The organism is Pengzhenrongella phosphoraccumulans, assembly GCF_045689905.1.
GTDB lineage: Bacteria > Actinomycetota > Actinomycetes > Actinomycetales > Cellulomonadaceae > Pengzhenrongella > Pengzhenrongella phosphoraccumulans.
The window spans coordinates 3,741,359-3,754,464 of sequence record NZ_CP144210.1 but is presented as its reverse complement, the minus strand read 5'-3'; the positions used below and the strand labels follow the sequence as shown (position 1 = coordinate 3,754,464).

The window sequence follows — 13,106 nt, the reverse complement described above, 5'->3', positions numbered from 1 at the left end:
AAAAGCACCTCGGCGCAACCACGGCGTCAGAGAAGGCTTTTCGGCTCAGCACGGAGTATTCCGCGCACGAGGGGCGTCAGTTCCAATAGAGGAGCCCTAGGAAACCTTCTGACAGACTGGACGCCGAACCGCCCGAATTCTCCGGCGGTTCGGCGTCACAGCGACAACTTGGTAAAGACTATACCGCGTCCAGGTCAGTTTCGAGAATCTTGGCCAGGGCTTCGAGGGTTTCCTCGGCCCCTTCTCCCTCGGCGCGGAGCACGACGACGTCCCCGTTGGCGGCGCCCAGGCTCATGAGGGACAGGATGCTGGCGGCGTCCATCGCGTCGTCCGCCGGCTCCCCGTCGAGCGCGATCGTCACGTCGATCGGGACAGCGCCGACAGCCTCGGCGAAGATGGCCGCGGGGCGTGCGTGCAGCCCGACGCGGCTGGCGATGGTGGCCTTGCGTTCGAACATGTTTTCCTCCGGCGATCGGTTTTCAGGAACGGACAACTCTAAAGGCCGAGCGAGTCGAGGATCGGCAGACCGGCCCGCACGCGGGCGCGCGCCTCGATCGCGGTGGGAGCCGCGAGGGCGAGCTGCGCGAGCGCCTTGGCCTCGTCGAGAGTGACGGTGCGGAGCACCGCGGCCACCGCCGCCAGGGCACGCGGGGTCATCGACAACGTCGACACCCCCAGGCCGGCGAGCACGACCGCCAGCGCGGGGTCGGCCGCGGCCTCACCGCACACGCCGACCGGCTTGCCGTGCCCCTCGGCCACCGAGCCGGTGACCGTGAGCCCGATGAGCATGAGCACGGCGGGCTGCCACGGGCTGTTGAGCGCGGCGAGCGGGCCGAGCTGACGGTCCGCCGCCATCGTGTACTGGGTCAGGTCGTTCGTGCCGAGGCTCGCGAACTCGACCTGGCCGAGGATGGCCGCCGAGGTCAGCGCCGCGGACGGCACCTCCACCATCACGCCGGGGGTCTTCAGCCCGGCCGCGGCACACATCCCGGCGAAGTGCTCCGCCTCGTCGACCGTCGCGATCATGGGAGCCATGACCCAGACGTCCGCGGACGTGCCCTCGGCCGCGGCAGCGATCGCCGCGAGCTGACGTGCGAGCACTCCCGGCGAGGTCCAGTCGGTCCGATACCCACGCACCCCGAGGGACGGGTTGGGCTCGGTCGCGTCGGTGAGGAACGGCAGGGGCTTGTCCGCCCCGGCGTCGAGCGTGCGGACGACGACCTTCTTGCCGGCGAAGGCGTCGAACACCCCGCGGTAGGCCGCGATCTGGTCCTCGGCCGACGGCTCGAGGTCGCGCCCCAGGAAGCAGAACTCCGTGCGCAGCAGGCCCACGCCCTGGGCTCCGGCCGCGGCCGCGGCGACCGCGTCCTTGGCCCCACCGACGTTGGCCAGCAGCGGGAGGAGATGACCGTCCGCGAGGCAACCGTTCCCGTCGAAGACGGTGAGCGTCGAGGCTGCCGCCGCCCAGGCCGCGGCTGCAGCGACCTGCGCCTCGCCGGGATCGACCTGCACGACGCCGGCGGTGCCGTCCACGTAGACCACGCACCCGTCGACCAGGTCGCCGACGCCGACCGCGGCGACGACCGCAGGCAGGCCCAGGGCCCGCGCGATGATCGCGGTGTGCGACTGCGGGCCGCCCCCGGACGTCACCAGCGCGAGGATCTTGGTGGGGTCCAGCGTCGCGGTGTCCGCCGGGGCGAGGTCCTCGCCGACGAGGATGAACGGCACGTCGGACTCCGGGATCCCCGGTGCCGGCACCCCGCGGAGCTCGGCGACGATCCGGGCCCGGACGTCGAGGACGTCCGTGGCCCGGTCCGCCATGTATCCACCGAGGTTGTGCAGCATCTCGGCGACCGACGCGCTGGCATCCCAGACCGCCCGCTCCGCCGTGGCGCCGCCGTTGACCAGCTTCGCCGCGGACTTGAGGAGCATGGGGTCCACGGCCATCAACGCCGTGGCCTCCAGGACAGCCTTGGCGTCCCCCTGGGCGGCATCCGCCCGACGCTTGAGGTCCCCGTGGACGGACTTCGCCGCGGCCCGCAGTGCGGCCACCGCTACCTCGGCCGTCACCGCCCCCGGCCGGCTCTCACCTGCCGGGGGCTCGCTGACGGGCTGGGGCATCTGCCGGACGGCGCCGATGATCCGCCCGGGACTGACGCCTACTCCTGAGAAACTCTGCACAGCTCGTCCTCGTCTTTCGTGTGCGGGCCGCCCGAACCGGTCGTGATCGAGCAGGTCAGACGGTGACGAGGATGGCCTCGTCTGCCTTCAGCGCGGCCTTCTTGGCCGCCTGCCGCTTGAGCCCGATCACGGCGAAGGCCGAGATGACCGTGCCGATCGCGATCGAGACGACGAACATCAGGACGTTGCCGATCGCGAAGAACACGAAGATCCCACCGTGCGGGGCCTTCGAGGTTACGCCGGTCGCCATGACGAGCGCACCAGTCGTGGCTGCACCGAGCATGCTGGCCGGGATCACCCGCAGGGGGTCCGCGGCAGCGAACGGGATTGCTCCCTCCGAGATGAAGGACATGCCGAGCAACCAGGCGGCCTTGCCGTTCTCGCGCTCGGCGGGGCTGAACACCTTCCGGTCGAGCGACGTGGCGAGCGCCATGGCGAGCGGCGGAACCATCCCGGCAGCCATGACCGCGGCCATGATCTGCCACGGTGCCTGGTTGTCGATGGTGGCAGCGCCGAGACCGGCGACCGCGAACGCGTAGGCGACCTTGTTGACCGGGCCACCGAGATCGAACGCCATCATGAGGCCGAGGATCACGCCGAGCAGGATCGCGGACGTGCCGGTCATCCCCGTGAGCCAGCTGTTGAGGCCGTCCGTGACGGCCGCGATCGGGCCACCGAGCACCAGGATCATCAGCCCGGACGCCACGATCGAGGCGACGAGCGGGATGATCACGACCGGCATCAGGCTGCGCAGCCACCGCGGCACATCCAGGCGGCCGATGGCCCTGGCCACGACGCCCGCGAGGAGACCACCGACGATGCCCCCGATGAAGCCGGCACCCATGAAGCCCGCCACCGAACCGGCGACGAATCCGGGCGCGATCCCCGGCCGGTCGGCGAGCGCGTAGGCGATGTACCCCGCGAGCGCGGGGACCAGGAAGTTCATGGAGAGCGCGCCGATCTTGAAGAAGACCGCGCCGAGGAAGTACATCAGACCCTCGGGCGGCAGGTTCGCGAGGGTGCTCCCGAGCACGACCTTGTCGGCCGTGTCGCCGAGCGCGATCTCGTAGCCCGCCAGCAGGAACCCGAGCGCGATCAGGAGCCCACCGCCGGCGACGAACGGGATCATGTAGCTCACGCCGGTGAGCAGGGCCCGCTTGAGCTGCTGGCCGAAGTGCTCGCCGGCCTCCTGCGTCTGCGAAGCATCCGCGGTGCCACCGGTGACCCGGCGTGCGTTCGGGTTCTCGGCTGCCGCCAGCGCCTCGGCGATCAGCTTGCCCGGCTCGTCGATGCCGCGCTTGACCGGCGCGTTGATGACCGGCAGGCCGGCGAAGCGCTCCCGGCCGCGCACGTCGACGTCGACCGCGAAGATGACGGCGTCTGCGGCCGCGATGACGGCCGGGTCGAGCGGCGTGAGGCCCGCCGACCCCTGGGTCTCGACCTGCAGGTCGACGCCGAGCTTGCGGGCGGCTTCCACGAGGGAGTCGGCGGCCATGTAGGTGTGCGCGATCCCGGTCGGGCAGGCGGTGACGGCGACGAGGCGCTTGCCCGAGGTCGATCCGGCGCTCGACGTCCCGGCGTTCGCGTTCTCGACCGCCGGAGCGGCGTGCGTGCCGGCCGCGGGCGGGACGGCGACGGGGTTGACCACGGCGGTGACGAGCTCGACGATCTCGGCCGGCGTCGTCGCTGCGCGCAGCGCCGCGGTGAAGGTCGGCTTGAGCAGCGACCGGGCGAGCTTCGAGAGCAGCTTGAGGTGCGCCTGGTCGGCGCCGTCCGGCGCAGCGATGAAGAAGACCAGGTCAGCGGGGCCATCCTTGGCGCCGAAGTCGACCGGCGGGGCGAGGCGCGCCATGACGAGAGTCGGCTCCGTCACTGCCGTCGAGCGGCAGTGCGGGATGGCGATCCCGCCCGGGATCCCGGTGGAGGTCTTGCCCTCGCGGGCGAGAGCGTCCGCGTACAGTCCATCAACCCCGGTGGCCCGACCGGATGAGACGACGAGCTCGGCGAGGTGCCGGATGACGGCGGCGGGATCCGAACCGAGGTTCTGGTCCAGGGCCACGAGCTGTGGGGTGATCAACGCACTCACTGGTCATCCTCCAAAGGATGGGGGGCGATGGCCGTCACGATGACGGCCGCGGGGTTGGTCTGATCGAGCGCCGGGACAGTGGATCCCGGCATCGAGGCGGCGGCCGCTCCATGCGCAGTGGCCTGTCGCAAGCACTCGGGAGCGGACGCTCCCGTGAGATGACGGAGCAGGTAGCCCGCCAGAGCAGAGTCCCCGGCGCCGACCGTGCTGCGGGCGACGATCGGGGGGCTCTGGGCGAACCAGCTTCCCTCGGCGGTGACGAGCAGGGCGCCCTTCGAACCGAGGGTGGCGAGCACCGCGCCCACGCCGGCGGTGACCAGCGTGCGAGCGGCTTCGGCAGCCAGGAGGGGGTTCCCCTCCAGGCTGTCGGCGTCGGAGCGGCCAGTGAGTTCGGCCAGCTCCTCAGCATTGGGCTTGAGGAGGTCGGGGAGGGCCGCCAGCGCTGCCGCGAGCGGGGCACCCGACGAGTCGATGGCCACCTTCGGCGCGGCGGTGCCGTAGCGCCGGCGCAGCTCGAGGGTGATGTCGGAATAGAAGTCCACGGGAAGGCCGGGCGGCAACGAACCCGCCAGGACCAGCCACTGCGCGCCGTCGGCCGCCTCGATCACGAGCTCGATGAGCGCGGCGCGGTGCGCCTGCGTGAGCACGGGACCAGGCTCGTTCACCTTGGTGGTGGTGCCGTCCGGCTCCGTGATCGCGACGTTGCTGCGCAGGGTGGCGCCGATCGGCAGGCCGAGGTGCGGGATCCCCTGGTCGCGCAGCGCCACGAGCACGGGGTCCTGCGGATCGCCCGGCAGGACGGCGAGGCACTTCACGCCCGAGGCCTCGAGCGCACGGCAGATGTTGACGCCCTTGCCCCCCGGCTCCTGATGGGCGGCGAGGGCCCGCTGCACCTCCCCGCGCGCGAGCGGCGAGGCCAGCTCGATCGTGCGGTCGAGGCTCGGGTTGGGGGTCAGGGTGATGATCATGCGATCACAATCTCGACGTCGGCCGCAGCGAGGGCGGCCGCTAGGAGGGGCGAGGGTCGGGCATCGGTGACGAGCGTGTCGACGTCACGCAGGGCCGCGAATCGGACGAGGGTCTCCTCGTCGAGCTTGGAGGAGTCGGCCAGCGCGACGACCCGGCGCGCGGAGCGCACCATCGCGGACTTGATCGCGGCCTCGACCGTGTCCGGCGTGCTGAACCCGAACTCCGCATCGACGCCGTTCGCGCCGATGAACGCGATGTCGACCCTTAAGGCGTCGAGCTGGCTCGTCGCGGCCTCCCCGACGATCGCGCCGGTCAGGCCGCGCACCCGGCCGCCGAGAAGGTGCAGCTGGATCTCGTCGTTGCCGGCGAGCAGCGCGGCGATCGCCAGCGCGTTCGTGATGACCAGCAGCTGGTCGCCCGGGGTGGACGGCGACCAGGTCACCAGCCGGTCGGCGAGGCGTTCGGTCGTGGACCCCGAGTCGAGGATGATCGACGCCGTCCGGCTCGTCGGGATCAGCGCCATGGCGGCGGTCGCGATCCGCGACTTCTCGTCCTGGCGCTGGGTCTGACGCTCGGCGATGCTCGGCTCGGACATGCTCAGCTTGTTCATCGCCACCGCACCGCCGTGCACCCGGCGCAGCTGGCGGACGTTCTCGAGCACGTCGAGGTCGCGCCGGATCGTCTCGGGGGTGATGCTGAATCGCTCCGCCAGGTCGCTGACCGTCACGCGACCGTGATCGGCGACCAGTTCGGCGATCAGCAGCTGTCGCTCTTCTGCGAACACCGTGCCTCCTCGACATTGAGTGGGTCTGTTCATCTCTTGCTGGGAGCGACTCTACCTTTATTCATCTTTGGTTGTCAACTAGATCAAAGGCAAACACAGAACGCAGATCAGGGGAACCCTGGCCCGACGACGACGAGGGGGCACCCGGTCTTCCCGGACACCCCCTCGATTCAGCGGATCGAGTGCCTACTCGACGCCGAGCAGCACCTCGACGGCGCGATCGCAGAACGCGTCGACCGGCCCCTCGGCATACCCCTTGACCCCGCTGCGCCGCCGGAACGTCGCTGCCCGCACGTCGTTCGCCGTCAGCGGCGCGCCCGAGTCGAAGTACGCCACGAGCCGGTGGCACAGAGCGTCGACATCGGCGGGCTCGTAGCCGGGCCGGCCACGGTGCGCCGGGGCGAATTTCGCGCCGTCGGGCCGGGTGAGGCGGCCGTACAGCGTGCGCGCGCCGTCCGCCAGCTGTTCCATCCAGGCCTGCTGGCCTCGCGACGCCACGAACTCCTGGCGGCTGCGCGCGATGAACGCCGCCTCGAGGCGGTCGAGCGCGGCATCGACAGCGCCCGTCGAGTACCCGCCACGGACGATGTCGAAGGCCATCGAGCGCACGTCACGCCCGGTCAGCGGCTCCGCGACCTGGCCCTCGTAGGCCCGCCGGGCAAGGTCGAAGAACTCGTCGACCTCGTCCGGGGCGTACCCCGAGCGGAGCCGAGACACGGTCCGGAACATTCCCTTGCTCACCCTTCCTCCTCAGCCGCAAGCTGCCCACAGGCACCATCGATGTCGCTCCCGCGCGTGTCCCGGATCGTCGTCGGGACGCCGTGGGCCCGCAGCCGGGCGACGAACTCGTTCTCGACGGCCGGATCGCTCGCCGTCCACTTCGAGCCGGGTACCGGGTTGAGCGGGATCGGGTTGCAGTGCACCCAGCCGCGGCCCCGGGCGTTGAGCTTCTCGCCCAGCAGGTCCGCGCGCCAGCCCTGGTCGTTGATGTCGCGGATCAGTGCGTACTCGATCGACACCCGTCGTCCGGTGACCTCGAAGTAGTGGTACGCGGCGTCGATCGTCTCGTCGACGGACCACTTGGTGTTGATCGGTACCAGCTCGTCGCGCAGCTCGTCGTCGGGCGCGTGCAGGGAGACGGCCAGGGTGACGGGGATGCCCTCGTTCGTCAGCTTCTCGATCGCCGGGACGAGGCCCACCGTCGAGACGGTGATGTTGCGCGCGGACATCCCGAAGCCGTCCGGCTCCGGCGCGATGAGCCGCCGCACGGTCTCGAGGACAGACCGGTAGTTGGCCAGCGGCTCGCCCATCCCCATGAACACGATGTTGGACAGCCGCGTCGGGCCGCCGGGAAGCTCGCCGTCGGCCAGGGACCGCGCCGCCGAACGCACCTGCTCGACGATCTCGGCCGTGGAGAGGTTGCGGGTGAGGCCGAGCTGCCCCGTCGCGCAGAACGCGCACGCCAGGCCGCACCCGGCCTGGCTGGACACGCACAGCGTGGAACGGTGCTTGTAGCGCATGAGGACCGACTCGACCTTGGCGTCGTCGAACATGCGCCACAGGGTCTTGACGGTCGTGCCGCGGTCCGCCTGCATGGTCCGCGCCGCGGTGAGCAGCGGCGGGAACAGGTCGGCGGCCAGGAGCTCCCGGCTCGCCGCCGGCAGGTCGGTCATCTCGGCGGGGTCCGCCGTGAGATGGGTGAAGTAGTGCGTCGCGAGCTGCTTGGCCCGGAACGGCTTCTCCCCGAGGTCCACGACCGCCTGCACGCGCTCCTGCGGCGTCAGGTCGACGAAGTGGCGCGGAGGTTTGCCCCGCGGCCCACGCCGGCTCGTCGAGAAGTCGAGCGCGACGGGTGTGGCCACCCTGGGGGTGGTCGTGGGCACAGTCATCGGTTCACAACTTTCACATCAGTCGCCGACCGGCAGGAACGCCAGCAGGACGAGGTACACGACGGGTGCGGACAGCAGCATCGAGTCGATCCGGTCGAGCACGCCGCCGTGGCCCGGCAGCAGGCTCCCCATGTCTTTGAGCTCCAGGTCGCGCTTGATCAGCGACTCGGACAGGTCTCCCACGGTTGCCGTGGTCACGGTCGCGAGACCGAGCCCGACGCCGATCCACGGGTTCGACGAGAAGCCCCACCCGAGCCCGACGGCGCCGACCACGCAGGACAGCAGCACCGAACCGGCGAGGCCCTCCCACGTCTTCTTCGGGCTGACCGACGGCGCCAGGGGATGCCGGCCGAACAGCACGCCGGCGACGTAGCCGCCGACGTCGCTCGCGACGGCGAGCAGGACGAAGAGCAGGACGCGGCGCGCGCCGTCGGGCATCGAGAGCATGAGCATGACGAAGCCGGCGAGGAAGGGCAGGTACGCCGCGGCGAAGATGCCGGCCGTCGAGTCCCGCATCGCGGCGGACCCGTCGCCGTCGAGCACGCGCCAGACGACGACGCCGCCGGCCGTGAGCATGAACGACACGAGCAGCGCCTCGCTGCCGGCGACGTACGCCGAGACGAGGATGCCCACCGAGCCGACGAGCAGGGGCAGCAAGGGCAGGTGGATGTCCCGGCGCGCGAACGCCTGCGCGAGCTCCCACAGCGCGGCACCGACCGCGACCAGCGCGACCGCGACGAAGACCTCCTTGCGGATGAACAGCGACCCGATCACCGCCGCCAGGAGCCCGAGCCCGACAACGGTCGCCACAGGAAGGTCCCTGCCGGAGCGGGTCACCTGGGGAGCCGTGGGGTGGGCGAGCTCAGTCATCAGACCTCAAGCAGCTCGCTCTCCTTGGCGGAGAGCACGTGGTCGATCATCTCGACGCGCTTCTTGGTCAGGGCCTCGAGCTCCTTCTCGGCGCGTGCGACCTCGTCCTCGCCGGCGTCGCCGTCCTTGACGATGCGGTCGAGCTGCTCCTTGGCCTTGCGGCGCACGTTGCGCACCGAGATACGCGCGTCCTCGGCCTTGGCCCGGGCGAGCTTGACGAAGTCCTTGCGGCGCTCCTCGGTGAGGATGGGGAGCATCACGCGGATGGTGTTGCCGTCGTTGGTGGGGTTGACACCCAGATCGGAGTCGCGCAGCGCCTTCTCGATCGCGACCGTGGAGGTCTTGTCGAACGGTGCGATCAGGATCGTGCGGGCCTCCGGCGTGCTGAACGACGCCAGCTGCTGCAGCGGCGTCGGGCTGCCGTAGTAGTCGACGAACACCTTCGCGAACATGGCCGCACTGGCCCGACCCGTACGGATCGTCGCGAAGTCGTCCTTGGCGACCTCGATCGCCTTGTCCATCTTCTCCTCGGCTGCGAGAAGGATCTCGTCGATCACCGCTACTCCCTTGTTCGCCTGCGTCACGTCATCTAGGTCCTGCTGCGTGCCGGACCTCAGTCCGCAGTGACCAACGTCCCGATCTTCTCACCCTCGAGGGCCCGCGTGACGTTGCCGGGCTCGCCCAGGCCGAACACGCGCATCCGCACGCCGTTGTCCTTGCACAGGCTGAACGCGGTCGAGTCGACGACCTCGAGGCCCTGCTGCAGGGCGTCCATGTACGTGAGGTGGTCGAGACGCTCCGCGGTCGGGTCGGTGCGCGGGTCTGCGGTGTAGACGCCGTCGACGCCGTTCTTGCCCATGAGCACCTCCTGGCAGTGGGTCTCGAGGGCGCGCTGCACCGCGACGGTGTCCGTCGAGAAGTAGGGCATGCCGGCTCCGGCGCCGAAGATGACCACGCGCCCCTTCTCCATGTGCCGGATCGCGCGCAGCGGGATGTACGGCTCGGCGACCTGCCCCATCGTGATGGCGGTCTGCACGCGCGTGTCCACGCCGGCCTGCTCGAGGAAGTCCTGCAGCGCCAGGGCGTTCATCACGGTGCCGAGCATGCCCATGTAGTCCGCGCGGGCGCGATCGAGGCCGCTCGCGGAGAGCTCGGCGCCCCGGAAGAAGTTGCCGCCGCCGGTGACGACCGCGACCTGGATCCCGGCCCGAACCGCGACGGCGATCTCGGCCGCCACCCGCTGGACGACGTCGGGCGCGAGTCCGATCGCTCCCCCGCCGAAGGTCTCCCCCGACAGCTTGAGCAGCACACGGCGCGTCGTCGCCTCGCCGCGGACGGTCGTCGTCCCGAGTTCCTGCACCACGTGTCCTCCACTTGCCGGTTACCTACGGTGATGCCGGTGTCGCCCGTCGCCGCGGGACCGCCCACCTAGCGAAGTGGCCCCGGTCCCGAAGGACCGGGGCCACCCCCTTTCTGAGAACAGATCAGGCCCCGACGCGGAACCGAACGAAGCCGGTGACGGTGCCACCGGACTCCGCGAGGATCTGCTTGACGGTCTTCTTCTGGTCCTTCGCGAAGGCCTGCTCGACGAGCACGGTCTCCTTGAAGAACCCGTTGAGGCGACCCTCGATGATCTTCGGGAGCGCGGCCTCGGGCTTGCCCTCGTTGCGCGAGGTCTCCTCGGCGATGCGCCGCTCCGACGCGACGGTCTCGGCCGGCACGTCCTCACGGGTGAGGTAGATCGGCGAGTACGCCGCGATGTGCATCGCGATGTCCTTCGCGACACCCGCCCCGGCTGCGTCGGTCGCCACGAGCACGCCGACCTGCGGGGGGAGGTCCTTGTTCACCTTGTGCAGGTAGACAGCGACCTTCTCGCCCGCGACCCGAGCCACCCGGCGCACGACGATCTTCTCGCCGAGCGTCGCCTGGGCGTCGTCGACGATGGTCGCCACGGTTGCGCCGCCGTCGACGGTCGCAGCCAGCAGCACGTCGGCGTCGCGAGCCCCGGAGGAGACCGCTGCGGCGAGCACCTTGGCGGCCAGATCCGTGAACGTCACGTTCTTGGCCACGAAGTCGGTCTCCGAGTTGACCTCGACGAGGACTCCGACCTCACCCTCGCCGTCCGGCGTGGCTGAGACGTCCGCAGTCACGAGACCGTCGGAAGCCGACCGGCCTTCGCGCTTGCTGACGCCCTTGAGGCCCTTGACGCGGATGAGCTCGAGCGCCTTCTCGGCGTCGCCGTCGGCCTCGTCCAGGGCCTTCTTGACGTCGAGCATGCCGGCGCCGGTGCGCTCCCGGAGCGCCTTGATGTCAGTGGCGGTGTAGTTCGCCATGAGATGTCCGTCCTTCGATGCTGTGTCGGGTTGAGGGCTTACTCAGACTTCGGCGCGTCGGCCTCGGTCGGAGCAACCTCGGTGACAACGGCCTCGACGACCGGCGCGGCAGGCACCGGAGCGGCGGGAACGGGCGCAACCTCGGTCGCGACGACCTCGGCAGCAGCAACGTCCGACGCGGCGACGTCAGCATCGACGACCTCGGCCGCGACGGCCTCGGCAGCGACGACGTCCGCGGCGACAGCCTCAGGCGCGACAACCTCGGCCACGACAGCCTCGGCCACCGGGGCGGCGGGCGCCTCGGTACCAGCAGCGAGGTTGGCCTCAGCGCCGGCGAGGAGCTCGCGCTCCCACTCGGCGAGCGGCTCAGCCTCGGCCGTGCCCTCGGCGCCGGCGGTGCGGCCCGAGTGACGCTGGATGAGGCCCTCAGCGACGGCGTCGGCGATCACACGGGTGAGCAGCGAGACGGCACGGATGGCGTCGTCGTTCCCGGGGATCTTGTAGTCGACGACGTCGGGGTCGCAGTTGGTGTCGAGGATCGCGACGATCGGGATGTGGAGCTTGCGCGCCTCGTCGACCGCAAGGTGCTCCTTGTTGGTGTCGACGATCCACACGGCCGAGGGAACCTTGGTCATGTCGCGGATACCGCCGAGGGTCTTCGCAAGCTTGTCGCGCTCGCGACGCATGATCAGCAGCTCCTTCTTCGTGAAGGCGCTCCCGGCGACGTCGGCGAAGTCGATGAGCTCAAGCTCCTTGAGGCGCTGGAGGCGCTTGTTCACGGTCTGGAAGTTGGTGAGCATCCCACCGAGCCAGCGCTGGTTCACGTACGGCATGCCGACGCGGGTGGCCTGCTCGGCGACCGGCTCCTGGGCCTGCTTCTTGGTACCGACGAACAGGATCGTGCCGCCGTGGGCAACGGTCTGCTTGACGAAGTCGTACGCGCTGTCGATGTAGGACAGCGACTGCTGCAGGTCGACGATGTAGATGCCGTTGCGCTCGGTGAAGATGAAGCGCTTCATCTTCGGGTTCCAGCGACGGGTCTGGTGCCCGAAGTGGACACCGCTCTCGAGCAGCTGACGCATGGTCACGACGGCCATGGCACGTCCTTTCGGCGCGCACCCTCGCGGTGTGCACGCAAAGTCGCAGGTCCGTGGGACCTGCGGTCCGGTTGTCGGCGCCGACCATTCGGTCAGTACCCCTGGCGTCACATCCGAGCTGGCGCCGGGACCAGAGCCCCGGACCGCTGCCAGCGCGAACACCCGGTCCCTGCGGCCGGGCCGTGAGGCTCGAACAGCGGGTCCGCGGGCGAATGGCGCGCGATGTCGGCCGGCACATGCCGGTCGCACGCGCTACCTTACCCGACCACCGGACGCCGGGACGACTGCGGTCTGCACCGCCGGGAGGTCCTCGACCTGCCCGGCCGCCCTGGGTGGGCGAGCGTCGAGCCATGGTGCACGCACTCGGCACGATCGCGGGGATCGCAGCAGTCGCGGGCGCGCTCGCCGTCGGGCTGGTCTCGGGCGCACCGGTGACCGGCCCGACGTCGGGCGCCGCCGCCGGCCCCGGTCAGTCCGTCCCCGCCGGGCTGCCGTTGGCGGGCGAGCCGACCGTGGTGCACCCGTTCGACGCCCCGGCAGCGCGGTGGGGACCGGGTCATCGCGGTGTCGACCTCGCCGGCACGGTCGGACAGGTCGCGCTGGCGCCCGTGAGCGGGATCGTGACCTTCGCGGGCACGGTGGTCGATCGCGGCGTGCTGACGATCACCGATCCGGCGGGGCGTCGGTCGACCCTGGAACCGGTGCAGTGGTCGGTGCAGCCCGGCACGCACGTGGAACGCGGCGACCCGGTGGGAACTATCCAGGCGGTCGCGGGGCACTGCGCCCCGGCCATCTGCCTGCACTGGGGCGTGCGCCAGGGCGAGGTCTACCTCGATCCGCTGACGCTCGTGCGCTCTGCCGGACCGGTGGTCCTGCTGCCGGACCCGTAGGTGCGCC

General features: G+C 70.6%; 13 protein-coding genes. 1 reads left to right on the top strand and 12 read right to left on the bottom strand.

What is annotated here, in order from left to right:
* Nucleotides 1–178: 178 nt before the first annotated feature.
* The 12 genes from VTA80_RS17385 to rpsB all read right to left on the bottom strand — a co-directional run bounded on the left by VTA80_RS17385 (nt 179) and on the right by rpsB (nt 12,209).
* Nucleotides 179–457 (bottom strand): HPr family phosphocarrier protein, encoded by a 279-nt coding sequence (locus tag VTA80_RS17385; RefSeq protein WP_407342341.1) that lies wholly within the window; start codon nt 455–457, stop codon nt 179–181.
* Nucleotides 458–495: 38 nt separating this feature from the next.
* A complete protein-coding gene (locus tag VTA80_RS17380) occupies nt 496–2,181 on the bottom strand; it encodes a putative PEP-binding protein (protein ID WP_407342340.1) in 1,686 nt (561 codons plus the stop codon).
* A gap of 55 nt (nt 2,182–2,236) precedes the next feature.
* Nucleotides 2,237–4,267 (bottom strand): fructose-specific PTS transporter subunit EIIC, encoded by a 2,031-nt coding sequence (locus VTA80_RS17375; RefSeq protein WP_407342339.1) that lies wholly within the window; start codon nt 4,265–4,267, stop codon nt 2,237–2,239.
* Nucleotides 4,264–5,235 (bottom strand): 1-phosphofructokinase family hexose kinase, encoded by a 972-nt coding sequence (locus tag VTA80_RS17370; protein ID WP_407342338.1) that lies wholly within the window; start codon nt 5,233–5,235, stop codon nt 4,264–4,266. The genes VTA80_RS17375 and VTA80_RS17370 overlap by 4 nt, the downstream gene beginning before the upstream one ends.
* The gene (locus VTA80_RS17365) at nt 5,232–6,020 is read right to left on the bottom strand and encodes a DeoR/GlpR family DNA-binding transcription regulator (RefSeq protein ID WP_407342337.1); all 789 of its coding nucleotides are present in this window, start codon (nt 6,018–6,020) and stop codon (nt 5,232–5,234) included. The genes VTA80_RS17370 and VTA80_RS17365 overlap by 4 nt, the downstream gene beginning before the upstream one ends.
* Nucleotides 6,021–6,206: 186 nt before the next feature.
* A complete protein-coding gene (locus tag VTA80_RS17360; protein WP_407342336.1) occupies nt 6,207–6,761 on the bottom strand; it encodes a DivIVA domain-containing protein in 555 nt (184 codons plus the stop codon).
* The gene (gene rlmN / locus VTA80_RS17355) at nt 6,758–7,909 is read right to left on the bottom strand and encodes a 23S rRNA (adenine(2503)-C(2))-methyltransferase RlmN (protein WP_407342335.1); all 1,152 of its coding nucleotides are present in this window, start codon (nt 7,907–7,909) and stop codon (nt 6,758–6,760) included. The genes VTA80_RS17360 and rlmN overlap by 4 nt, the downstream gene beginning before the upstream one ends.
* Before the next feature lie 18 nt (nt 7,910–7,927).
* Nucleotides 7,928–8,779 carry a phosphatidate cytidylyltransferase gene (locus VTA80_RS17350; protein ID WP_407342334.1) on the bottom strand — a complete coding sequence of 284 codons (852 nt, stop codon included), beginning with the start codon at nt 8,777–8,779 and terminating at the stop codon, nt 7,928–7,930.
* A complete protein-coding gene (frr, locus tag VTA80_RS17345) occupies nt 8,779–9,336 on the bottom strand; it encodes a ribosome recycling factor (protein ID WP_407342333.1) in 558 nt (185 codons plus the stop codon). The genes VTA80_RS17350 and frr overlap by 1 nt, the downstream gene beginning before the upstream one ends.
* Nucleotides 9,337–9,392: 56 nt before the next feature.
* Entirely contained in the window at nt 9,393–10,142 is a 750-nt protein-coding gene (gene pyrH / locus VTA80_RS17340; RefSeq protein ID WP_407342332.1) for a UMP kinase, read from the bottom strand.
* 121 nt (nt 10,143–10,263) lie between these two features.
* A complete protein-coding gene (tsf, locus tag VTA80_RS17335; protein ID WP_407342331.1) occupies nt 10,264–11,112 on the bottom strand; it encodes a translation elongation factor Ts in 849 nt (282 codons plus the stop codon).
* Nucleotides 11,113–11,150: 38 nt separating this feature from the next.
* The gene (rpsB, locus tag VTA80_RS17330; RefSeq protein WP_407342330.1) at nt 11,151–12,209 is read right to left on the bottom strand and encodes a 30S ribosomal protein S2; all 1,059 of its coding nucleotides are present in this window, start codon (nt 12,207–12,209) and stop codon (nt 11,151–11,153) included.
* Between the two features lie 350 nt (nt 12,210–12,559).
* Between rpsB and VTA80_RS17325 the strand changes: the two genes are divergently transcribed.
* A complete protein-coding gene (locus tag VTA80_RS17325) occupies nt 12,560–13,099 on the top strand; it encodes a peptidoglycan DD-metalloendopeptidase family protein (RefSeq protein ID WP_407342329.1) in 540 nt (179 codons plus the stop codon).
* Nucleotides 13,100–13,106 lie beyond the last annotated feature (7 nt).